Below are 22,319 nucleotides of genomic sequence, written 5' to 3'. Positions count from 1 at the left end.
TGCATACTATGAGTAATGGAAGTTTATACACACATATTCAAAATAATATTGCAACAATAGAATTTTTTCATGAAGCAAGTAATTCATTTCCAAGTGAATTATTAGAGCGTTTAGCTAAAGCTTTTAATGACTTAAGTGTTAATAAAGATGTACATGTAATTATTTTAAAAAGCGAAAAAGAAAAAGCTTTTTGTGCAGGAGCTTCATTTGATGAATTGGTGGCAATCACTAATTTTGAAGAAGGAAAACAATTTTTTTTAGGATTTGCAAATGTGCTAAATGCTATGAGAAAATGTTCTAAATTAATAATTGGACGTATACAAGGCAAAGTTGTTGGAGGTGGTGTTGGTTTAGCTGCAGCATGTGATTATTGTTTGGCAACAGAACAAGCGGCTATTAAATTATCTGAATTAACAATTGGTATTGGTCCGTTTGTAATTGCCCCAGCCGTAGAACGTAAAATTGGGGTAGCAGCATTAAGCGAATTAACAATAGATGCTACAAGTTGGAAAAATGCCTATTGGGCTAAAGCAAAAGGCTTGTATGCAAGAGTGTTTGAAACCATTTCTGAATTAGATACAGAAGTTGAATATTTAGCGTTAAAAATGGCCTCTTACAATCCAGATGCCTTAAAAGAAATGAAAAAAGTATTGTGGAAAGGCACCCAAAACTGGGATGCTTTATTAGATAAACGTGCCGAAATAAGTGGTAAGTTGGTGCTTTCAGATTTTACTAAAAAAGCACTTCAAAAATTTAAAAAATAATGAAATTGGCAACCCTACTTTTTTTAATTCAACAAGTTGATATTGAGGGAAAAATAAAGAATGCACCAGATGGTAGTTATGAAATAGGTGTAGTTATAGGTACTTATTTACCTTTTGTAGTACTTGTTGCATTGGCATATTTTGTGTATTACAAAGCAAAAAACAGAAAAGATTTAAACGATTAATTTAGGAGTATAATAATGAGTAAAATTAGAATTACAAAACATTTCGATTTTGAAACTGGACACGCTTTGTATGGTTACGATGGAAAATGTAAAAATGTACACGGACATAGTTATAAATTATCTGTAACAGTTATTGGCACGCCAATTAGTGATGCTTCAAACGTAAAATTTGGAATGGTGATTGATTTTGGTGATTTAAAAAAAATAGTACTTTCTGAAATTGTTGATAAATTTGACCATGCTACTGTTTTTAATAAAAACACACCGCACGTAGAATTAGCTAATGAACTTGAAAAAAGAGGACACGATGTTATTTTAGTAGATTATCAACCAACAAGTGAAATGATGTTAATTGATTTTGCTGAAAAAATAAAAAATAGATTGCCAGAAACTATTTGTTTACACTCATTAAAACTGCAAGAAACAGGTAGTTCTCACGCAGAATGGTTTGCGAGTGATAATGCGCTTTAAATAACTTGTAATACGAGGTAATTCTCTTAATAAAGAGAAATATATTGTTTATTTACCGTTAAAAGTATTCATTGTATTGTTTAGGCCAGCAGTTCCAAAAGACTTAATTAAATCGCAAGATTTAGCTATGCGTTCTGGAAGTTGTTTGTCTTCGTCTTTATTCCAAGTACCTAAAACATAGTCTATTTGTCTACCTTTAGAAAATGCATCACCAACACCAAATCTAAAACGTGGATATTGTTGGGTTTGTAGTACTTTATTTATATCTTTTAGTCCGTTATGACCACCATCACTTCCTTTTCCTTTTACGCGAATTACACCAAAATCTATATTTAAATCATCGCAAATAACCAGTAAATTTTCTAAAGGAATATTTTCTTTTGTCATCCAATATTTTACTGCTTTTCCACTCAAATTCATATAGGTAGATGGCTTTAATAAAATAAATGTTCTTCCTTTAAATCTAAATGTAGCAATAGCACCTAATTTCTGACTTTCAAAAGTAATTTTTTCAGATAATGCTAACGCATCTAAAATTTTAAATCCAATATTATGGCGAGTTTCATCGTATTTAGCACCAATATTTCCTAGGCCAACAATTAAGAATTTTTTCATAAGATTTTCTGTAGATTTTTCTTTTTTTGATATGAAAAGTAATTTTAGTTGTTTTAAAATTTTCATAAAACAAATGTAATAAAAAGAAAAAGCGTTGCAAATGCAACGCTTTTATATTATTCACTAAAATAATTAGTTTATTCTTCAGCAGCTTCTTCAGTTGCTCCATCTTCACCTTCAGCGTCTTCATCTTCATCTTCGTCTTCAGGCATTACAGCACTTCGTGCAGTTCTAACTTGAACAACTACTGTATTTTCTGGGTGTAAAATTGAATATTCATCATTTGTTAATTCAGAAACAATTAATTTTTGACCAATTTTTAATTTAGAAATATCAGCATTAATAAAGTCTGGTAAATTAGCTGGTAAAGCTCTTACACTTAATTTACGCATTGCAAAACGTAAAGAACCACCACTAATTACACCAGGAGAAGTTCCTACTAATCTTACAGGAATATTCATTGTTACCAATTTATCATCAAATAATTGGTAAAAGTCTACGTGTAAAATTTTGTCTGTTACAGGGTGAAATTGAATATCTTGTAAAATTGCATGGTAACTAGTTCCATCCAATTCAATCATTGCAGTATATACGTTAGCCGTGTACACTAAGTTTTTGAACGATACTTCGTCAGCTGAAAAGTGTAATGGTTTATCCCCTCCGTATATTACGCAAGGAACCTTTCCAGCATTACGTAAGGCTTTAGTAGCTACTTTACCTACGCTTTCTCTTTTAGATCCTGAGATTGTTATTGATTTCATTTATTTAAATATTAATTAATTACATTAAAAATTGCCCGCTTATAGAGGTGTTTTCTTGTACTTTATGCATTACACCTGCGAACAAAGGCGCGCAAGATACAACTTTTATTTTAGAACTCTCTCTTTTTAAAGGAATTGTATCAGAAACAATTAATTCTAAAAGTTTAGAGTTTTCAATTTTTTCATAAGCATTACCCGATAAAATCGGATGTGTACAAACTGCTCTAACACTTAAAGCTCCTTTTTCCATCATTAAATCAGCAGCTTTGGCAAGGGTTCCTCCGGTATCAATCATATCATCAACTAAAATAACGTTTCTATCTTTTACTTCACCAATAAGCTCCATAGTATCTATTACATTTGCTTTTAGGCGTTGTTTGTAGCAAATTACTACTTCACTTTCTAGATATTTAGAATATGCATATGCACGTTTTGAACCTCCCATGTCTGGAGATGCAATGGTAATATTGTCTAGGTTAAGACTTTTTACGTATGGTAAAAATATGGTTGAAGCATATAAATGATCTACTGGTTTTTCGAAAAAACCTTGAATTTGATCAGCGTGTAAATCCATAGTCATAATTCTTGTTGCTCCTGCTGCTTGTAGTAAATTAGCTACAAGCTTAGCTCCAATTGCAACACGAGGCTGGTCTTTTCTATCTTGTCTTGCCCAACCAAAATATGGAATAACAGCAGTAATATGTCTAGCTGAAGCTCTTTTTGCTGCGTCTAAGATTAGAAGCATTTCCATTAAATTGTCTGAATTTGGAAATGTAGATCCTACTACAAAAATCCGCCTTCCTCTAACGGAATCTACTAATGCTGGCTGAAATTCACCATCACTAAATTCTGAAATTTTAACATTTCCAAGTTCTAGTCCGTAAGAATCGGCAATATTTTGTGCTAAAACTTGACTTTGTCTGCATGCAAATATTTTTGGTGCTAGTTGACTGTTTCCCATTTTTAAGTTGTGTTGTTGTTTGTTGAGCCGCAAATTTAAAATTAATTATAGAGTTATTAAACAACTTCGCGATTTTTTTAAGGTTTTGATAAAAAAAAATTATAAATTTGCACACGCATTTAAAAAGCCTCGATGGCGGAACTGGTAGACGCGCTGGATTCAAAATCCAGTTCTTTCGGGAGTGTGGGTTCGATTCCCACTCGAGGTACTATATACACTAAAAAAGGAAAACAAGAGAAAACTAAAAGTCTGAAAAACAGACATATAACAAAAATTAGTTTTTATTGCTTTCCTTTTTTTATGCTTTTTTTTCTTATATTTGGTACTAATATGGTACTAAAATTAAAAAAACATGTTTGTTAATCTAAGAATTAGAAAGCAAAGCAAAGGGTCTAAAAAATTTTTTCTTGATATTAAGGAGGACGGTAAAAAAAGGTATTACGAGTTTTTAGATATAAAAATATATAAAAGCGACTCTAAAGAGGTTGTAAAAGATAAAAAAAATTTAGCCGAGCTAATTAGGTCTAATAGAGAAATTGAAATACTTACTGAAACTACAAATTATGTCCCTAAACATTTAAAAGATGTTTCTTTTTTCGATTTTGCCGATGATTTTATAGCTAATTATAAAAAAAAGGATGTTAGAATGGTTGACGCATCATTAAAACATTTTAAAGATTATTTAGATAATAATGATTTAAAAGTTACTCATATTACACCTACAATTATGTATGGGTTTAAAGATTATTTGATTGATGATTGTAATTTATCTGGAGAAACACCTCATAATTATTTTACAAGATTTAAAAAAATCTTAAAAAGTGCTGAACTAAAAGGTTTACTAATTAACAACCCAACAAAAAATATTAAATTTAGAAAAGTTATTGGCGATAGTGTTTTAAAAAAACAAATTTTAACTACGGATGAATTAGGTGTGCTGGTTAAAACTAAATGTGGAAACGAAGAAACTAAAAAAGCATTTTTATTTGCGTGTTATACAGGCCTTGGTTTGGCAGAGATAAAAATACTTACTTGGAAAAATGTAGCGAATGGTAAACTCACAACAAAACGAGAAAAAACAAAGCAAAAAGTAGAAATTAAGTTAAAAGATGGATTGCTTAAATTAATTGGAGAAAAGCAGTCTAAATCAACCCCGATTTTTAACCTAAAAAACGAAAAAGGCATCTCGCTTTCTACAAATGCAATTAATAAGTGTATTAAAAATTGGGTTGAAAGGGCTAAAATTGATAAGCATATAACTTTTTATTGCGCGCGACACACTTTTGCATGTCAATTGCTACAATATGGAGCAAATTTAAAAACAGTTGCTGATGCAATGGGACACACTTCAACTAAAAGTACAATTAAGTACTTAAACTACATTGAGAACTTAAAAGACGAAGCTATTGATAACTTACCAGATATAAATTTTTAAAATGAAAGAAAAAGATTTTAAATTAATTTACGAAGATTTGTATAAAAAATATATAGATGCTTTTATAAAAGAGGTTGAAGATTTATATAAAAATTGCAAAGAGGAAGGTGATGCAGAAACATTTGCTTATAATGATTGTAAGAGATTGCTAAACGAAAAGACAATTGACCTTAAGATAAAAAGAAACTCTTTAAGTTCAATTTACCGAAAATTTGAAAATCGTTATTCTTTGATTCAAAACAATAATTTAAATAGATTATATATAAAACATATTTTACCAGAATGTAAAAAGTTTAAAATTAAAATGAATGAAGAACTATATGAAAACCTATTAAATGAATTAGCTATTTTAGATGCTTCAAAACGGGTAAGTTCTTGGTTTAGTTGTTGGTATAATGTTTATAAAATGATGTTTGAGTTAAATGATTTTTCAGAGTTTAAAATAATTAGGAATTGCAATTATTCAGAAAGCAGCGATATTTTTAAAAAATATCACAGGCAAATATACCCTAGTAGTTATATAATAGAAGAAAAAATTGAAAGAAATTTACAAAATAAGAAAAGTACCAGTGATGGTATTAAAGATGAAGTAAAGAATTTTAATCTTATTGAGTATTACAAAAAAGATTTCAGACTTATGTATGAAGATTTTATTGAGTATTACATTGATGGAAATAAAACATCATTTGAGGATTATGAAAATGTCTTATTTAAAAATCATAATGAACACAAATCATTTATAACATTTTCCTGCTCACCTCAAGAAGCTGCATTATTACTTTTTAAGTTGATGGAATTTTTTACCGATTTAACCTATACAAATATTGGGAAATCAAAAGTATTTAAAAATAAATCTGGAAAAATAATAACTAGTACGAATTACGGTAAAAGAGTTGCACCATTTAACCCGAAATCAAGAAATTTAAGTCTATCTGCTAAACAAAAAACAATGCTTTTAAGAGCAGAAAATATTATAGAATTAATAAAAAAGGAAACTTTTAAAGAGAGAAAATCGTAATTAATTATGATAAATCGTCACAAATGACTCGTATGTGATGTTTTCATATGACTGAAATCAAAAAAAGTAAAATAACCTACACATTTGCAGTGGCCCAAGGGAAGTAAAGGGACGTGCACGTTCCATTTTATTAATTCATAAAAATTAAAAAATGGAAACAAAAATTTTCCAAAAACTAGAAGAAATTAAAAATTACTTATTTCTTCAAAAAACAGTATTCAACTTTGATGAAGCTTGTATGTATTGTTGTATTTCAAAAAGTAAAATGTATAAACATACATCTACTAATAATATACCTTTTTACAAACCAGAAGGAAAACTAATATTCTTTAAAAAAGAAGATTTAGACAAGTGGTTATTACGCAATAGACAATCATCTAGAGATGAGTTGCAACGTGAAGCTACAAAATATTCATTAACTAAAAGAAGATAGGCTATGGGTATTTTAAAAAACGAAAACAAAAATTATTTAAGTGATATAGTTTATCATTTAGAACAATTAGAAAGTGATTTGCTCAGAATACAAATGGACAATAATAGAAGCTTTGTACTTTCAAAATCATTAGATATTGCAATTGGCAGAATTAAAATGATTATAAAACTAGTACATAGTGATCCGAGATTCGACTGGAAAGTAATTCAAGAGGAAATGGATAGTTCATTTAAAAAAGATACTTCTTTAACAGGCTTTAAAATATTGTTTGATTTTAAAGAAAGTAAAAAACCAAATAGGTGTTTAATTCCAGTAACTCTTACAATTAAATCAGACAAAAATGAGTGAGTATTTAAGAATAGGCACAGATTACTATAAAAAGGGACAAAAGCCCCTTTGTAGCGGAGATACGTATAATACACTTTTAAAATGGAAAAAGAGTGAAATTATAACGGATGAAGGTAAAGAAGCACTAAATACAATTAAAAAATATGATGGTTTTTGTTGCATACCTTCGCACACTAATTACCACCAAGAAATTAAGGGGTTTTATAATGAGTTTGAAAAAGTTGAACACAATTTTTTAATGGGAGATTTTCCAAAAACCAAAGCATTTTTAAAACACATTTTTGGGGAGCAGTACAATTTAGGAATTGATTATTTAACTATTTTATGGAAGCATCCAACGCAGGTGTTGCCAATTTTATGTTTAGTTTCTGAAAAGCGAAAAACAGGTAAAACAACCTTTTTAAATTGGTTAAAGTTAGTGTTTCAAGGTAATATGACAATTAACAAAAATGAAGATTTTAGAAGTCGATTTAATTCAGATTGGGCTTCAAAATTAATAATTGCAGTTGATGAAGTATTACTGGATAAAAGAGAAGATAGCGAACGGATTAAAAATTTATCCACCGCACAAAGTTTTAAAACCGAATCAAAAGGTATAGATAAATCTGAAGGGTTTTTCTTTGGTAAATTTATTTTGTGTTCTAATAATGAAGAGAATTTTATTATAGTAGATAAGGATGAAATTAGGTATTGGGTGCTTACAGTTCCAACGCTGCCTGATGTAAATGAAAATCCAGATTTATTAAAAGACCTTGAAAAAGAGCTTCCTTATTTTATGAATTATTTAAACCAGCGCAGAATTAAATCTTCTAAAAAAACCAGAATGTGGTTTAGTAAAGAGCAGATTTACACCGTTGCCTTATCTAAATTAATTAAAGGAAATAAAACCTATTTAAATAAAGAAATTGAAGAAATATTAATCGATAGCTTTATTAAGTTTGAAGTAGATGAGTTAAAATATTCCTTGGGTGATTTATTAGAAATCTTATCAAAAAGTAATATAAGAGCATCAACTTCAAAAATATCGGAGGTTTTAAAAAATCATTTTGGTTTGGAGAGTAAAAATGGATCTTATCCAAAATATTTTTTAACGCATCAAACAATAAGTGGTGATTTTATTACAGATGAAGTTAAGCAAAAAGGAAGGTATTTTACTTTTAATAAAGAGGATTTTATAAAAACATAAAATTCTGTTGATTTGTTGATTTAAAGTTGTAATTATATAAATATCAGTATTTTATAATGCAACTTTAATACAACAAAAGCGCAACAATTAAAGACCTTGAAAAAAAGTTATTTTGTGAAAGTTTAATTGTTGACATAATGTTGAATACTTGTTAAGGTTTAAGTTATTTATTTACAATTGTTTATATCTTAATTTCAACAATACAACATTTAAAAACCTATTAATTCTTTTTGTAGAATATTTTTCGGGAAACTCTTTAAAATACAATAAACTCTAAAGTGTAGTGCTGTTGGATTCAATCCTCAAGACGATAGCTTTAGAGTTTTTTATTTTTTTGTCAACTTAATTATTATAGTAATTACACTTTTTAAGTGCAATTACAAATTGTAAGTCTAGCTAATTGTAATTAACAAGTAAAAAACCTTTATTTTAATGGGTTTTTATAATTATCAATTAAAAAACGTATCGTAATTAGCTGTGGCAATTATTAATTGTAGTTGCAACTGTATTGTAGTAGTTGCTAATTTTGCAACAACTTGTTGAAGGGATTTTAAATCTATTATAAATGGATATTAAAATCTACTTACAAATTTCGCTTTAGAATTAGATTTATCGAAACATAATAAATACACTCTTAGATATATTGTAGAGTCAATAAATGATTATTAGGTGTAGTTATTGTCTATAAATAGCGTAACAAATTGGTTTTGTTTAAGAAATAGTGCAATATTGAAAAAAGGCTTCTTTCAAGTTTCGTAATCCTTTTTCTAACCTTATTTTTGATAAAAAAAATAGCTATGAATAAAGAAACCCAAAGTTCTTCACACAAAGAAGTATTATTTGTTGTTGATCAAGTTCCTGAAAATAAACCGACTAACAACTCTAATTATCATTATTTTCATAATCAAATTACACGCAGACCAACTAACAAAAAAGTTATATATAAAAATGATTTATACATAATTGAAACTGATAAATTTAAAATAGAAGAGATTGAATCTTTAAACTTTAAACTAATTCTCGTAGAATCAAAACAAATTGCTAATCAATTAAATACTTTATATAGAACTCAAGCTTATAAAGAGTATAAATTTCATAAAGATATATACTCCATTTCTAAAAATTACAAAATAAGAAAAATGATAATACATTTAAACAACTTTAATAAGTTATCAAAACAACAAATATTTGAGTTAGTAAGTGATATACATTTTATTTCAATAGACTTTTCCCCAGAAAACGATAATACTACATTCTTTGATAGAAATGGAGCCTTTGGAAATAACCAGTTAATTTACTACCAATACACTTGTACAAATTGTAATGATTTCAATTTAAAAATTATTAATAAATCTGAACCAAAACCTAACAAATGTAAATATTGTAATGAGTTGATAGTAGATTCAGAAGGAAACCTAAGAATCGAAGTATCAGTACTAGAGAATAATAAATTTAGAACTGTAACTGATAAATTATAGTTATAATGTTTAAAAATTTAATAGAAATATTTAAAAAATATAACTGGAAAGAAAACAACCTTAACAGAAAAGTTAAATCTACTAAAACGGTAAAACATAGTTTAATGTATAAAAATAATGAGCTTACAAAAGATGTTAACTTTTATTATATGGACAAAAAGAGTATAGATAACTTTGATGTAAATGGAAATTTAATAAAAGCAGTTTCATTTGATAATCGTGGAGTAAGAACAACTTTATTAATTTCTTCTTATGACTCAAGAAATTATGCTAATAGCTTTAAATATTATGATGACAAAGATTGCTTAATAGATAGATGTTTATTTGAACATTTAGAGAATGGAAATACAATAGAGGAATGGGATAGTGGTGGTAAAGATATTATAAAGTATAATTTAGAAGAAAATAGTATAGAAAAGTATAATTATTTTGATGATGGCAGCCTAAATTGGAAAGAAAAGTATAATTACTTTCTTGATAAAAATATGGTAGAATGGTATTTATTCGATGGCTTTGAACGAATAAAAACGATCTCTTTAACAGATACTTTTGGAAATGTTATAGCAAATAAAGAGTATGATAGTGACGAAAATATTTTAAAAAAAACAAAGTACGACTACAAACTAGATGAAAATAAAAATTGGATAGAAAAAAAAGAGTTTCTGATTGAAAATAACGTTGAAATTCCTAAAACTATCTTTGAACGAGAAATTAAATATTATTAAATAATGAAAGACGCTCCAAGCTTAAAAGAACAAGAAGTATTACTTTCTAATATAAAAAAACTAAAACAAAAATATGATGAAAAAAGAAATAAAGACAGGTTTAACATATTTTATGCTTTACATAAAGAACATGATGAAGTAAACCTTCATTCACGTTTTATTTCCTATTTATTAGCAAAAGACTCTGGACATATGAAAGGAGATTTATTTGCAAGATTGTTTCTTGATATTGTTCTAAAAAAAGACAAAGATTTTTTAGATGATTATGTAGTTATTCCAAATGAATTTAATAAAACCGAATTTAAAGAGATTGACATACTATTAATCAATAAAAAATTGAAACATGCAATTGTTATTGAAAATAAAATTTATGCAAAAGATAGTAATCACGATCATAAAGAAGAAGAAAAAGTAGTAGATGGATATATCGGTCAATTAGAGCGTTATTATAATACAATTCTTAAAGGAACACCAAAAAAAAGCGCTAATAAAAGTGAAAAGATCACCTTTGAAACTCATGATTATATTAGCAACAAAATTGATGTTTTTTATTTAACACTTAACAAGCCAAAAGAAGATACTTTCACTAAAAGTAAAGGTAATATTCCTGAAAGTGTAGGTGTAAGAGAAATATACTATAAAGATGAAATTATTAAGTGGCTAAAACACTGTTTAGAAGTTACAAAAGATGATAACTTCTTAAATAAAATTATTAATCAATATTTAATTTTAGTTAAAAATATGACCAAAACAAACATACCAAAAAAGGAATTAAACGAGTTGAGAAATCTATATTCAACTAATTTAGAAACTACACGATATGTCATTGACAACTTTAAAGATATTAAATGGCATACAGTAGATGACTTCTTAATAAAATTAAAAAATGAATTGAAATCTAATGGATATAAAAACGTTTGCTTATATCCTGAGAATAATGACGCTAGAATTAAATTAGTTACAGAATTAACCCACAATAATAAAGATGTAAATATAGGAGTTACATTTAAAACAAATGAAGGTGAAAATTTATATATAAGTGTTTTAAATAATTTAAGCTGGGGTATTGTTGATAGAAAATGGACAGATTTTACTCATAATCTACTTCAAAATATTCGTTTTTCTGATTTTTCTACTGAAAATACATATAACCTTATTGACCAAAATAATACCACAAATGCAATTAAATCAATTATAAAAGAAATTTCAGAAGAACAAGAAAATAATTTTGATACTTTAAAAAGTATTTAATAGAAGAAATATGCAAAAATTGTAGGCATATTTTTTTAACTGGAATGTTTAAAAGTTGGGAAGAAACAATAGGTTATTACTTATTAATAAAAAATAATAAAAGTGATGAAATTGAGAAGCACTTATAAAAATTAATTATTAATAAATCTGGTTATTTAATAATCATCAATTTAGTTGATGTAAAAAGGTAAAAAGATAATCAAAAGAATATTAATTTAACTAGTTGTCTTACATAGTTGTATCTAGTAGTGCAGTTGTCAATTGCGGGTGCAATTACATTTGTAGAGATACCGAAAGCCTAATAAAATAAGGGTTTTTACAGTTTAATATGTAATTACAAGGTGAAATTGCAATTGAAAAGTGTTATTTATTACTTGATAAATATATAGAAATAATACAAAACTTCTAATAAAATGATTTATTCAATTTTAATTGTTAATTTAGATGAGTTTTATGGAATTTTATTAAATTAGTACCTGTATAAAAATTGCTAATACAATATAAAATTATAGAGTAAATACGCTGTATTTCTTTAAATGTTGTTGGTAATAAATATGTATTTTTTTAGCTAAAAACACTTAAGTTATATGACTGTAAATATTAACCAAAATCCTGAACAAATAGCGCGTGATAAAATTGACGAAATGCTACGAGAAGCTGGATGGTTAGTTCAGTCTAAAAAGAAAGTAAATTTATCTGCTGGAAAAGGTGTTGCAGTACGTGAATATCAAACGGATGTTGGTCCTGCTGACTATGTGCTGTTCGTAGACCGAAAACCTGTCGGAATTATAGAAGCAAAACGAGAAGACGAAGGACACAGATTGACAGTTGTTGAGGAACAAGCTGTGAACTACGCCAACGCTAAATTAAAATACTTAAATAACGACCCTTTGCCTTTCGTGTATGAAAGCACAGGAACCATAACACGGTTTACAGATTACAGAGACCCAAAACCAAGAGGTAGAAACGTTTTTAGTTTTCATAAACCAGAAACAATTGCTGAATGGTTAAAAAAAGGGCAACCGCTTAGAGAAAGATTGTTGTCAATGCCTGCACTAGATGAAACAGGATTGCGTCCTGCGCAAATTGTTGCTGTTAATAATCTAGAACATTCTTTTAAAAAGAACAGACCAAAAGCCTTAATTCAAATGGCAACTGGTGCTGGAAAAACATTTACAGCTGCAACATTTGTATATCGTTTGCTAAAACACGCAAATGCAAAACGTATTTTATTTCTGGTGGATACCAAAAACCTTGGCGAGCAAGCGGAACAGGAATTTATGACCTTTCAGCCCAATGACGATAACCGAAAATTTACAGAGTTGTACAATGTGCAGCGTTTATCTTCAAGTTATATTGCTTCAGATAGTCAAGTCTGTATTTCTACCATACAACGCCTCTACTCTATTTTAAAAGGAGAAGAATTAGACGAAAGTGCTGAACTTGATAATCCAAACGAAAACTCTTGGCTTCAAAATAAAATGGCTAAAAACAAAGCTGTTCCTGTGGAGTACACACCCAAAGTACCTATTGAACAATTTGATTTTATTGTCATTGATGAAGCGCACCGTTCCATTTATAATTTATGGAAACAAGTATTAGATTATTTTGATGCTTTTTTAATTGGTTTAACGGCAACACCTGATAAAAGAACCTTTGGTTTTTTTAATGAAAACGTAGTAAGCCAATATACTTATGAAGAATCGGTAACTGATGGTGTAAACGTGCCCTATGATGTGTACACGATTGAAACGGACATTTCGCAAAATGGTGCAATGATAGAATCTGGTTGGTTTGTAGATAGACGAGATAAACTTACCCGTAAAAAACGTTGGCAACAAGAAGATGAAGACACAGATTACAAACGCAACGATTTAGATAAAAAAGTTGTCAATCCTAGCCAAATTAGAAACATTATTCGTGAATATAAAAAGGCATTAAAAACAACTATTTATCCAAATCGTATTGATGAAAATGGCGAATACGAAGTGCCAAAAACCTTGGTATTTGCAAAAACAGATAGTCACGCAGACGATATTATAAAAATCATTCGTGAAGAATTTGACGAAGGCAACGACTTTTGTAAAAAAGTAACTTACAAAATTGAAGAAGACCCAAAATCGGTATTGAACCGTTTTAGAAATTCATATTATCCAAGAATTGCCGTTACGGTAGATATGATTGCCACTGGAACAGACGTAAAACCTTTAGAGGTATTATTGTTTATGCGAGATGTAAAAAGCATCAACTATTTTGAACAAATGAAAGGTCGTGGAACACGAACTATCAATAGTGATTCTTTACAGTTAGTAACTAAAACAGCGAAGACAAAAACCCATTTCGTAATTGTAGATGCTGTGGGTGCTACCAAATCTAAAAAAACAGATAGCCGACCTTTAGAACGACAAAAGTCTGTACCAATGAAAGATTTATTGGGAGCAATAACAATGGGACACGCCGACGAAGATTTGTTTTTGTCTTTAGCAAACCGATTAATCAGATTAGAAAAACAAATCACCGAAAAAGAAAAAGATAAATTGTTGGAGTTTTCTGGTGGTAAGAATTTGAAACAAATAACCAAAGAATTAATCACTGCTTTTGACCAAGACGACATTGATACCAAAGCACAACTAGCCATTGACAAAATTCCAATTGAAGATAGAACGCCAGCGGTCATTGAGCATAGTCGAAATGAAGCACAAGAACAATTGATATTAGAAGCCAGTAAAACGTTTAATGGTGAATTAAACGACTATTTAGATAATGTACGCAAACAACACGAACAAATTATTGATAGCGTAAACATTGATACGGTTACAAAAAGTGAATGGGAAACCACGTCTGTAGATAAAGCAACCGAAATTGTTAAAGATTTTACAGCATATTTAGAAGCCAACAAAGACGAAATAAAAGCGTTGAGCATTTTTTACAATCAACCATACAATCGTAGAGACATTACATTTAAAATGATAAAAGACGTAATGGAGAAACTACAATTAGAAAAACCATTGTTAGCACCCGATTATGTTTGGGATGCTTATACACAATTAGAAGACGTAAAAAGCAAACAACCCAAAGATGAATTAACTGCGTTGGTATCTTTAATTAGAAGAGCGTGCGGCATAGATAGCGAATTAAGAGCCTACGATAAAACCATTGAAAACAATTTTAAAACGTGGATTTTTAAACAAAACGCAGGACAACACAACCGCTTTACGACAGCACAATTAGACTGGTTACGAATGATAAAAGACCACGTAGTGAGCAGTTACCATATAGAAATAGACGATTTAGATTACACCCCTTTTGATGCCAAAGGCGGAAAAGGAAAAATGCACCAATTATTTGGTAACCAAATGAATGAAATTATTAACGAACTTAATGAGGTACTAGCAGCATAATGAGAGAAGATTGGATTGAATGTAATACTGAGGATATTGGGCAAGTTATAACCGGAGGTACACCAAGTAAAAAAAAACCAGAATTTTATTCCCAAGATGATTACCCTTTTTACAAACCAACAGATTTAAATGCAGGAATTAACGTTAAGAAGTCAAAAGATTATTTATCAACTTTAGGCTATGCAAATTCCAGAAAAGCTGATAAAAATTCCATTTTAGTTACTTGTATAGGAGCAACAATAGGAAAAACGGGGTTAATTAAAAATGATGGTGCATTTAATCAACAAATCAATGCTTTAATTCCTTTTGAAGGTCTATCTAATGTATTTTTATATTATCAGATTATTGGAACGGTATTTCAACAACAAATAAAACGAAATGCACATTCTACAACTCTTCCAATTTTAAATAAAAGTAAATTTTTAAAGCTTAAATTAAACATTCCGCCCCAAACAATTCAAAAAGCCATTGTCAAAAAAATAGAAGCATTATTTAGCAGTTTAGATAGTGGTATTGCAGACCTTAAAAAAGCACAAGACCAATTGGTTATTTATAGACAAGCGGTTTTAAAAAAGGCTTTTGAGGGTGGTTATACTCAACCAAACGCAAAAAAAGGAGAACTAGTTATAAACGGATTACAATCTGTAATACCACAAAATTGGAAAGTTTGCAAAATTGGCGAAATTGCAAAACTTCAAGGAGGTTTTGCTTTTAAAAGTGCAGAATTCACTGATTCTGGAATACCAATTGTAAAAATTAAGAATGTACATTACCAAGACATAGATTGGAGCGATAAGACATTTGTTGCAAGTTCTAGAATGAAAGAATTTAATTCTTATTCATTAAACAAAGGAGATGTTTTAATAGCTATGACTCGTCCAGTTATAAAGTCACTTAATAATATAAAAACAGTTGTTGTTAAAGAATCTGATTTACCAGCATTATTAAACCAACGCGTTGGAAGGTTTGTAATAAATGGAGAAGTAGATAAGAATTTCTTAAAGTACTATATTTTTACAGATTTTTTTAAAAGACGTGTTCTAAAAGAATCTTCTTCTTCACAGCAACCAAACATAAGCTCTACTAAAATTGAAAGGTTTGATTTTATTGTACCAGAAACAATCCAAGAACAACACCAAATTGTTAACGAGATAGAAAGTCGTTTATCGGTTTGTGATAAAGTAGAAAAAGATATTGCAGACAGTTTAGAAAAAGCCCAAGCCTTACGCCAAAGTATTTTGAAGAAAGCTTTTGAGGGTACATTATTAAGCGAAGCAGAAATAGCAAAATGTAAAGCAGATAAGAATTATGAGCCTGCTAGTGTGTTGTTGGAGAAGATTAAAGCAGAAAAGAAACAAAAATAAAAATGACAGAAAGCCTAAATATTGAAAAATTCTCGCTGTCATATAAGCCAACAAAATCAGGAGAGGTTTCTTTCCATTTAAAAGCTATTAACAGCAAAAAGAACGAAGCGCTTAAGTATCCTAATCGTTTGCTTTATATCGTACTAAATGACAATACATTTTTATATGTAGGTGAAGCAAAAGCAGCACTAAAAACTAGGTTTCAACGTAGTTTTGGTAGTTATCGTCACTTTATAAGAGTAGGCAAAGCAAGAGGTGGCTATAAAGGCTATAAGTGGATTGAGCTTTTAGACCCAAAAAAAAATACTCCAAAAGAACTTAAAGTTTGGGCAGTATTATTTCCTGCTTCTTATAATAGTTATCGAGATAGAATTGAAGCTATAGAAGGAGAATTGGTTTGGGAAATACGCAAGAGAACAAAACATTGGCCTACTTTTCAAAACGAAATACATTTTAACAATGATTACAAGGATGCCAATAGGATTGCAAACAAAATATTAAATGAAATAAAATGACAGATTCAAGCATTATATCAAAAATATGGAACCTCGCCAACGTACTTCGTGATGATGGTGTTGGTTATGGAGATTATTTAGAACAAATTACCTATTTGCTATTCTTAAAAATGGCAGATGAATTAAATAAACCACCCTATAATAAAGGCTTGGTTTTTCCAAAGCTAAAAGATGTTGAAGGCAATGAAGTTGCAGATGCTGAAATAGCCAATTGGGAAACGCTATCGGGTAAAAGAGGTGCAGAATTAGAATCCTTTTACAGTCAATTATTGCGTACACTTTCCACAGAAAAAGGAACACTTGGACAGATTTTCACAAAGAGTCAAAATAAAATACAAGACCCTGCTAAATTATTAAAAGTCATCAATCTCATTGATAAAGAAGATTGGAGTATGATGGGTGCTGATATCAAAGGTAAAATATATGAAGGTCTTTTAGAGAAAAACGCAGAAGACACCAAGAGTGGCGCTGGTCAATATTTTACACCAAGAGCCTTGATAAAAACAATGGTAGCTTGTGTAGAACCAAAACCAATGAAAAGCATTGTTGACCCAGCGTGTGGAACTGGAGGTTTCTTTTTAGCAGCTTACGATTGGATTGTAGCTAACAACAAATTAGACCGTGAAGAAAAGGCCTTTTTAAAGAACAAAACCTTTTACGGAAACGAAATTGTTGCCAACACACGTAGAATGTGCTTAATGAATATGTATTTGCATAACATTGGCGAAATAGATGGAGAATCATTTATTAATCCAAATGATGCCTTAATTGCAGATGATGGAGCACGTTATGATTATGTGTTAGCAAACCCACCTTTTGGTAAAAAAAGCAGTATGACTTTTACCAACGAACAAGGCGAAATTGTAAAAGAAGATTTAAGTTACAATCGTCAAGATTTTTGGGAAACAACTTCCAACAAGCAATTAAACTTCTTGCAACATATAAAAACACAATTAAAAATAACAGGAGAAGCAGCAGTGGTACTTCCAGACAATGTTTTATTTGAAGGTGGTGCTGGTGAAGAAGTGCGTAAGCAATTAATGCAAACCACAGAATTGCATACTATTTTGAGGTTGCCAACAGGTATATTTTATGCGCAAGGTGTAAAAGCAAACGTTTTGTTTTTCAACAACAAACCAGCTAGTAAAGACCCTTGGACAAAAGACATTTGGTTTTATGATTACAGAACAAACGTACATCACACACCAAAGAAAAGTCCAATGCGTCAAGAGCATTTAAAAGAATTTATCGAGTTGTATAATGGTAAAAACATTAACAAACGAACAGCAACTTGGAGCGAAGACAATGAGGAAGGAAGATGGCGTAAATATACTTATGATGAAATCATAGCGAGAGATAAAACAAGTTTAGATATTTTCTGGCTAAAAGACAAAAGTTTAACCGATTTAGACAATCTACCAGACCCAGATATTTTAGCAAATGAAATAATTGAAAACATAGAATCTGGATTAGCTAGTTTTCGTGAAATAATGGAAACAATAAACGGAGAAACTGAATAGGATGGTAAGACTACTGTTACTAAAAGAATTGATGAATATAAAAAATGATTTAAACATAAATAATATAATTTAATAAACCCTAAATGAGTAAATTTTTAACAGGAGATGAACTATCTGATAAATTAACAGATATAATCTGGAATGCAAATAAATATGTAGTAATAGTATCTCCATATATTAAATTAGACAATCATGTAAAAAGTATTTTTGAGAAAATCAAATCTGGACATGATATTCATATCATTTTAATTTTTGGGAAAAATGAAGGATATAGACAAAAAAGCTTTAATAAAAGCGATTATGAATATTTTAAAGAGTTTAAGAACATTTCCATTTTATATAATAAAGACTTGCATGCTAAACATTATTGCAATGAAAAAGAAGGGCTCATTACTTCATTAAACCTTTATGATTATTCAATGGTTAATAATATTGAATACGGTGTTCATTTTACAAAAAACATTTTAAATCCTTCTGATAAATTATTTGTAGAAACTGAGCAATTTACAGATGAATTAATTTTTAAGAAAAGTGAAGTTGTTTTTATAAGAAAACCACTATATAAAAAGAGAATGTTAGGTTTAACTAAATCCTATCAAAATTCTAAAGTATTATTTGACGTTTCAGATGATTTTTTCAATGGTAGTAAATATGAAATTAAGTACTTAAAAGAATTTGATTATGAAGAGATAACAGATGTAGATAAGTTATACGTTGAAAAACCAAAAAGAGAACCAGAAATAGAAGATAGAAAAGAAAGTGAAATTAAAAGGGAGGTTGAACAAGAACAAGAACCAGAAATAGGATATTGTATAAGAACCGGTGAAAAAATACCATTCAATCCAGAAAGACCGTTTAGCTACAAAGCCTATAAAATGTGGGTAAAATATGAAAACACTCATTATCCTGAGAAGTATTGTCATAAAACAGGTGAAAAGTCTTATGGTAAAACAAGTATGGCTAATCCTGTTTTGTAATTTATTTAGTATATGGGTAAAAAAGCTATAACAGTTGAGAAGCAAGTCGAAAAACTTACTAGTAGAGGAATGGTAATGGATTTAGGCGAAGAAAAAGCTAAAGAAATATTATTAGATATTGGTTATTATCGTTTAGGTTTTTATTGGAACCCTTTTGAAATTGATGATAAGCATAATTTAAAAAAAGGAACAAAATTTTCTGATGTAGTAGAACTATACTATTTAGATGTTGATCTTAAAAATATACTTATTAAAGCAATTAATAGAATTGAAATAAATTTCAAAACACAATTAATTTATTACGCATCTATTAAATATAATCATAATCCAACGTGGTTTTCTGATAAAAAAATCATTACTAAATCGTATGTAAATAAATTTCCAGATTATTATACTAGAAAGTTTAAATCGGATAATAAGCCTATTAAAAAACATCATGCAAAATACCCAAATGATATATATGCACCAGCTTGGAAAACATTAGAATTTTTAACTTTTGGTAGTGTAATTACATTGTATAAATCAATTTTAAATAAAGCATTAAAAGAAGAGATTTCAAAACAATACTCTATTAGAAGAATTGAAGTGTTTGAGAATTTTTTATTAACGATTCTTTTTATAAGAAATATTTGTGCGCATAGTGATTTACTATTTGACGCTAATACTCCATTAGAAATAAAAACAACACCCTTAATAAAATTTAATAATAATAATAGACACTGTTTAGACTCATCTATAAAAGTAATTTTATACTTTTTAGAACAAATATCTACTAGTCGGTGTACCATTATAAAAAGTGAGATTGATACACTATTTAGTAAGTTCGAGGGGAACGCAACAATACAAAAAATTATATCTGAGAAAATTGGATACATAAAGGAAACGGCATAATATTTGATTTTTAGATCGTAATGTTGTACATTTGCCAACATAGTGCCCAACCAGTCATTTGCATTGGCGCTGCACTTTAAAATATTGAAAAATGAAAACCCAGACTTGCTCTGGGTTTTCTGTTTAAAAATATAAAGGTTTTTAAACATTAATTTTTTATTTTCTAATTTTCTGGTACTAATCTGGTACTAAAAAAAATATAAAACACTGATATATAGTTTAATATGTACTATAAAATGTACCCACTCGAGGTACTTAAAAAAAGCTGATAATTATTTAATTATCAGCTTTTTGCATTTAAGTGGTATAAAAAACTCCGCTAAGCAATTGCTAACGGAGTTTCTTGTTTTTCATAGCTGTTAGTAATTAACTTTTAATTTAGAGAGTAATCTGGGGTTTAAATTATAATATGTTAATTACTGCTTTGGGGGGAATTTTAACTTTATTCTATGCCTAAGTGTTCAAATAGGCTTCTAATGTCTTTAGGGTAATTATTTTGTTGGTGTTCTTTTGTTAATTTTAGAACTGTATTATTTATAAAATCTTCAACGCTATTACTAAGGTGTGAATTTTCTTTCATATTGTTTTGATTTTTTATGATTCTGTTTTTTTATTTTTTAATAAGTTTTATTAAAGTCTAACACCTAAATTTTAGAATGTTAATCAGCTAAAAAACTTTTACGATGTAAAATTAAAACTAAAAAATACATTTATTATTTATTTTCCCGTAAAAAAAGTGGGGTTAAACCATACAATTTTATATGTTATTTTTTAGTATTTTTGATAAAATTAAATTGCGGATTTCTAAATGTGTAACGTTTTTATTATAACAGATGACTCTAACATTGTTCTGAGTATTAAGGATCTTTTAAAAGATTATCCAGAGTTTGATTGTATAGGAGTATCTTCAGATGCTGTAACTGCAACTAATTTTATTTTAAAACAAACACCTGAGGTTGTTTTTTTAGATATGGATACTGTTTTTGAAGACCCTTTTGAATTTGTACAACACCAAAATTTATTTGAAAACCATGCGCCTATTTTTATAGCAGTAGCTTCTTCTAAAAAAAAATTATATGCTATTATTAAGAGCGGTTTTTTTGATTTCTTATTAAAACCATTGTCTGAATTAGAGATTAGAAAAACTGTACTAAAGTTGCAGAAAAAGATTCAGAAACAATTTAGAAATAATATTTGTTTAAAATCATATAAAGATTATCAATTTCTTAAAACAGATGAGATATTATATTTAAAAGCAGATAATAATACTACAGATTTTTATATGGATGATGGTACCATAATAAATGCTTATAAAACGCTTAAAACTTTTGAAGAGATATTACCAAATAACTTTTATAGAATTCATAAAAGCTACATTATAAATAAAGATTTTATTTCAAGAATTCAATATGGTAAATCTACTTGTACTATTAGAAAAACAAATATAGAAGTGCCTTTTACTAAAACGTATATTGCTGCAATTGAAAAAATCAATAAATCTTTAACAGCTTATTCCTATATTTCAATAAAATAAAAGGTTTACTTTTGTAGAAAATTAGACCTTCTTTTTTAGTTTACATTCTCTTAAAACAGAGAATTATGTATCTTTCTAACAAACAACATGTCTTTGCTAACAAACGACATATCTTCACTAATAAATGGTTTTTAACACTTGCTTCTTTTCCTGTAAGTACTACATTTACACCATAGTAATTAACAAAATAGAATAAAACATAAACAATATAAAAAACCATTTATTATGAAATCAATTAAATTTATCTTCGCATTATTAGTAGTTTCAACATTAGCTTTTTCTTGTACTTCAGACAATGACGAAGTAGAACAATTATATGCTCAAGAACAAGCAACGGGAGAAGATAGTACAGCCGATGTAATGAGAACTAGAGATTAAATAGTATTGATTATAAACAAGTCTGTTTTATAATAAAAGATTTAAAAGCTTTAAACTAACGTTTAAGGCTTTTTTTAGTAGCTTTGTTTTAACCAATCTCTGTTAAAA

Annotated in this window: 23 protein-coding genes and 1 tRNA gene; 20 read left to right on the top strand and 4 right to left on the bottom strand. The window is 28.7% G+C overall.

Annotated features, from left to right (window positions below; translation table 11 throughout):
- Window positions 1-8 precede the first annotated feature (8 nt).
- Genes MKD41_RS11580 through MKD41_RS11570 form a run of 3 tightly spaced genes read left to right on the top strand, consistent with a single transcriptional unit; the run spans window position 9 to window position 1,420 of the window.
- Window positions 9-764 (top strand): enoyl-CoA hydratase/isomerase family protein, encoded by a 756-nt coding sequence (locus tag MKD41_RS11580; protein WP_240242451.1) that lies wholly within the window; start codon window positions 9-11, stop codon window positions 762-764.
- Window positions 764-949 carry a hypothetical protein gene (locus MKD41_RS11575; RefSeq protein WP_240242450.1) on the top strand — a complete coding sequence of 62 codons (186 nt, stop codon included), beginning with the start codon at window positions 764-766 and terminating at the stop codon, window positions 947-949. The genes MKD41_RS11580 and MKD41_RS11575 overlap by 1 nt, the downstream gene beginning before the upstream one ends.
- 15 nt (window positions 950-964) lie before the next feature.
- Window positions 965-1,420, top strand: coding sequence for a 6-pyruvoyl trahydropterin synthase family protein (locus MKD41_RS11570; protein WP_240242449.1), 456 nt, complete (start codon window positions 965-967; stop codon window positions 1,418-1,420).
- Between the two features lie 48 nt (window positions 1,421-1,468).
- Here MKD41_RS11570 and pth read toward each other — a convergent pair whose 3' ends face one another.
- The 3 genes from pth to MKD41_RS11555 all read right to left on the bottom strand — a co-directional run bounded on the left by pth (window position 1,469) and on the right by MKD41_RS11555 (window position 3,757).
- Entirely contained in the window at window positions 1,469-2,035 is a 567-nt protein-coding gene (gene pth, locus MKD41_RS11565; protein ID WP_240242448.1) for an aminoacyl-tRNA hydrolase, read from the bottom strand.
- Window positions 2,036-2,172: 137 nt separating this feature from the next.
- Complete coding sequence (locus MKD41_RS11560; RefSeq protein WP_240242447.1) at window positions 2,173-2,796, bottom strand: 50S ribosomal protein L25/general stress protein Ctc; 624 nt, start codon at window positions 2,794-2,796, stop codon at window positions 2,173-2,175.
- A 19-nt stretch (window positions 2,797-2,815) separates the two neighbouring features.
- Entirely contained in the window at window positions 2,816-3,757 is a 942-nt protein-coding gene (locus MKD41_RS11555; RefSeq protein ID WP_240242446.1) for a ribose-phosphate pyrophosphokinase, read from the bottom strand.
- Between the two features lie 126 nt (window positions 3,758-3,883).
- Here MKD41_RS11555 and MKD41_RS11550 point away from each other — a divergent pair.
- The 15 genes from MKD41_RS11550 (at window position 3,884) to MKD41_RS11480 (ending at window position 20,299) form a co-directional block, all read left to right on the top strand.
- Window positions 3,884-3,965: transfer RNA gene (locus MKD41_RS11550), tRNA-Leu, on the top strand.
- 144 nt (window positions 3,966-4,109) lie between these two features.
- Entirely contained in the window at window positions 4,110-5,192 is a 1,083-nt protein-coding gene (locus MKD41_RS11545) for a tyrosine-type recombinase/integrase (protein WP_240242445.1), read from the top strand.
- Between the two features lies 1 nt (window position 5,193).
- A complete protein-coding gene (locus tag MKD41_RS11540) occupies window positions 5,194-6,210 on the top strand; it encodes a hypothetical protein (RefSeq protein ID WP_240242444.1) in 1,017 nt (338 codons plus the stop codon).
- A gap of 151 nt (window positions 6,211-6,361) precedes the next feature.
- Complete coding sequence (locus MKD41_RS11535; protein ID WP_240242443.1) at window positions 6,362-6,643, top strand: excisionase family DNA-binding protein; 282 nt, start codon at window positions 6,362-6,364, stop codon at window positions 6,641-6,643.
- A 3-nt stretch (window positions 6,644-6,646) separates the two neighbouring features.
- A complete protein-coding gene (locus MKD41_RS11530; protein ID WP_240242442.1) occupies window positions 6,647-6,991 on the top strand; it encodes a hypothetical protein in 345 nt (114 codons plus the stop codon).
- Entirely contained in the window at window positions 6,984-8,177 is a 1,194-nt protein-coding gene (locus MKD41_RS11525) for a primase-helicase family protein (RefSeq protein ID WP_240242441.1), read from the top strand. The genes MKD41_RS11530 and MKD41_RS11525 overlap by 8 nt, the downstream gene beginning before the upstream one ends.
- Before the next feature lie 797 nt (window positions 8,178-8,974).
- Window positions 8,975-9,655, top strand: a complete 681-nt coding sequence (locus tag MKD41_RS11520; protein ID WP_240242440.1) for a hypothetical protein — start codon at window positions 8,975-8,977, stop codon at window positions 9,653-9,655.
- A gap of 5 nt (window positions 9,656-9,660) precedes the next feature.
- A complete protein-coding gene (locus MKD41_RS11515; protein WP_240242439.1) occupies window positions 9,661-10,380 on the top strand; it encodes a hypothetical protein in 720 nt (239 codons plus the stop codon).
- A 3-nt stretch (window positions 10,381-10,383) separates the two neighbouring features.
- The gene (locus MKD41_RS11510; protein WP_240242438.1) at window positions 10,384-11,631 is read left to right on the top strand and encodes a PD-(D/E)XK nuclease family protein; all 1,248 of its coding nucleotides are present in this window, start codon (window positions 10,384-10,386) and stop codon (window positions 11,629-11,631) included.
- 587 nt (window positions 11,632-12,218) lie between these two features.
- Complete coding sequence (locus MKD41_RS11505) at window positions 12,219-15,032, top strand: type I restriction endonuclease subunit R (RefSeq protein WP_240242437.1); 2,814 nt, start codon at window positions 12,219-12,221, stop codon at window positions 15,030-15,032.
- A complete protein-coding gene (locus MKD41_RS11500; protein WP_240242436.1) occupies window positions 15,032-16,396 on the top strand; it encodes a restriction endonuclease subunit S in 1,365 nt (454 codons plus the stop codon). Before MKD41_RS11505 ends, MKD41_RS11500 begins: the two co-directional genes overlap by 1 nt.
- A gap of 2 nt (window positions 16,397-16,398) precedes the next feature.
- Entirely contained in the window at window positions 16,399-16,911 is a 513-nt protein-coding gene (locus MKD41_RS11495) for a hypothetical protein (protein ID WP_240242435.1), read from the top strand.
- Complete coding sequence (locus MKD41_RS11490) at window positions 16,908-18,431, top strand: class I SAM-dependent DNA methyltransferase (RefSeq protein ID WP_240242434.1); 1,524 nt, start codon at window positions 16,908-16,910, stop codon at window positions 18,429-18,431. Before MKD41_RS11495 ends, MKD41_RS11490 begins: the two co-directional genes overlap by 4 nt.
- Window positions 18,432-18,514: 83 nt before the next feature.
- The gene (locus tag MKD41_RS11485) at window positions 18,515-19,408 is read left to right on the top strand and encodes a phospholipase D-like domain-containing protein (RefSeq protein ID WP_240242433.1); all 894 of its coding nucleotides are present in this window, start codon (window positions 18,515-18,517) and stop codon (window positions 19,406-19,408) included.
- Window positions 19,409-19,420: 12 nt separating this feature from the next.
- Complete coding sequence (locus MKD41_RS11480) at window positions 19,421-20,299, top strand: Abi family protein (RefSeq protein WP_240242432.1); 879 nt, start codon at window positions 19,421-19,423, stop codon at window positions 20,297-20,299.
- A 442-nt stretch (window positions 20,300-20,741) separates the two neighbouring features.
- On the opposite strand, the gene MKD41_RS11475 is transcribed toward MKD41_RS11480, so the two are convergent.
- Complete coding sequence (locus MKD41_RS11475; protein ID WP_240242431.1) at window positions 20,742-20,879, bottom strand: hypothetical protein; 138 nt, start codon at window positions 20,877-20,879, stop codon at window positions 20,742-20,744.
- A gap of 228 nt (window positions 20,880-21,107) precedes the next feature.
- Between MKD41_RS11475 and MKD41_RS11470 the strand changes: the two genes are divergently transcribed.
- Both MKD41_RS11470 and MKD41_RS11465 read left to right on the top strand, forming a co-directional pair.
- On the top strand, window positions 21,108-21,833 hold the full coding sequence (locus MKD41_RS11470) for a LytR/AlgR family response regulator transcription factor (RefSeq protein ID WP_240242430.1): 726 nt from the start codon (window positions 21,108-21,110) through the stop codon (window positions 21,831-21,833).
- Window positions 21,834-22,058: 225 nt separating this feature from the next.
- Window positions 22,059-22,211 carry a hypothetical protein gene (locus tag MKD41_RS11465; RefSeq protein WP_240242429.1) on the top strand — a complete coding sequence of 51 codons (153 nt, stop codon included), beginning with the start codon at window positions 22,059-22,061 and terminating at the stop codon, window positions 22,209-22,211.
- The last annotated feature ends 108 nt before the right edge of the window (window positions 22,212-22,319 follow it).

The organism is Lutibacter sp. A64, assembly GCF_022429565.1.
Classification (GTDB): Bacteria; Bacteroidota; Bacteroidia; order Flavobacteriales; family Flavobacteriaceae; genus Lutibacter.
Note: the sequence above shows the minus strand (reverse complement) of the source record. Positions and strands in the feature narration are given on the sequence as shown.

What these genes read in the sequence shown, in the direction of transcription:
- MKD41_RS11485 (WP_240242433.1), top strand. Translation starts at nt 18,515, where the DNA reads ATGAGTAAATTTTTAACAGGAGATGAACTATCTGATAAATTAACAGAT.
- MKD41_RS11535 (WP_240242443.1), top strand. Translation starts at nt 6,362, where the DNA reads ATGGAAACAAAAATTTTCCAAAAACTAGAAGAAATTAAAAATTACTTA.
- pth (WP_240242448.1), bottom strand. Translation starts at nt 2,035, where the DNA reads ATGAAAAAATTCTTAATTGTTGGCCTAGGAAATATTGGTGCTAAATAC.
- MKD41_RS11570 (WP_240242449.1), top strand. Translation starts at nt 965, where the DNA reads ATGAGTAAAATTAGAATTACAAAACATTTCGATTTTGAAACTGGACAC.
- MKD41_RS11530 (WP_240242442.1), top strand. Translation starts at nt 6,647, where the DNA reads ATGGGTATTTTAAAAAACGAAAACAAAAATTATTTAAGTGATATAGTT.
- MKD41_RS11470 (WP_240242430.1), top strand. Translation starts at nt 21,108, where the DNA reads ATGTGTAACGTTTTTATTATAACAGATGACTCTAACATTGTTCTGAGT.
- MKD41_RS11555 (WP_240242446.1), bottom strand. Translation starts at nt 3,757, where the DNA reads ATGGGAAACAGTCAACTAGCACCAAAAATATTTGCATGCAGACAAAGT.
- MKD41_RS11575 (WP_240242450.1), top strand. Translation starts at nt 764, where the DNA reads ATGAAATTGGCAACCCTACTTTTTTTAATTCAACAAGTTGATATTGAG.
- MKD41_RS11545 (WP_240242445.1), top strand. Translation starts at nt 4,110, where the DNA reads ATGTTTGTTAATCTAAGAATTAGAAAGCAAAGCAAAGGGTCTAAAAAA.
- MKD41_RS11490 (WP_240242434.1), top strand. Translation starts at nt 16,908, where the DNA reads ATGACAGATTCAAGCATTATATCAAAAATATGGAACCTCGCCAACGTA.
- MKD41_RS11500 (WP_240242436.1), top strand. Translation starts at nt 15,032, where the DNA reads ATGAGAGAAGATTGGATTGAATGTAATACTGAGGATATTGGGCAAGTT.
- MKD41_RS11540 (WP_240242444.1), top strand. Translation starts at nt 5,194, where the DNA reads ATGAAAGAAAAAGATTTTAAATTAATTTACGAAGATTTGTATAAAAAA.
- MKD41_RS11495 (WP_240242435.1), top strand. Translation starts at nt 16,399, where the DNA reads ATGACAGAAAGCCTAAATATTGAAAAATTCTCGCTGTCATATAAGCCA.
- MKD41_RS11520 (WP_240242440.1), top strand. Translation starts at nt 8,975, where the DNA reads ATGAATAAAGAAACCCAAAGTTCTTCACACAAAGAAGTATTATTTGTT.
- MKD41_RS11505 (WP_240242437.1), top strand. Translation starts at nt 12,219, where the DNA reads ATGACTGTAAATATTAACCAAAATCCTGAACAAATAGCGCGTGATAAA.
- MKD41_RS11475 (WP_240242431.1), bottom strand. Translation starts at nt 20,879, where the DNA reads ATGAAAGAAAATTCACACCTTAGTAATAGCGTTGAAGATTTTATAAAT.
- MKD41_RS11515 (WP_240242439.1), top strand. Translation starts at nt 9,661, where the DNA reads ATGTTTAAAAATTTAATAGAAATATTTAAAAAATATAACTGGAAAGAA.
- MKD41_RS11480 (WP_240242432.1), top strand. Translation starts at nt 19,421, where the DNA reads ATGGGTAAAAAAGCTATAACAGTTGAGAAGCAAGTCGAAAAACTTACT.
- MKD41_RS11560 (WP_240242447.1), bottom strand. Translation starts at nt 2,796, where the DNA reads ATGAAATCAATAACAATCTCAGGATCTAAAAGAGAAAGCGTAGGTAAA.
- MKD41_RS11465 (WP_240242429.1), top strand. Translation starts at nt 22,059, where the DNA reads ATGAAATCAATTAAATTTATCTTCGCATTATTAGTAGTTTCAACATTA.
- MKD41_RS11580 (WP_240242451.1), top strand. Translation starts at nt 9, where the DNA reads ATGAGTAATGGAAGTTTATACACACATATTCAAAATAATATTGCAACA.
- MKD41_RS11510 (WP_240242438.1), top strand. Translation starts at nt 10,384, where the DNA reads ATGAAAGACGCTCCAAGCTTAAAAGAACAAGAAGTATTACTTTCTAAT.
- MKD41_RS11525 (WP_240242441.1), top strand. Translation starts at nt 6,984, where the DNA reads ATGAGTGAGTATTTAAGAATAGGCACAGATTACTATAAAAAGGGACAA.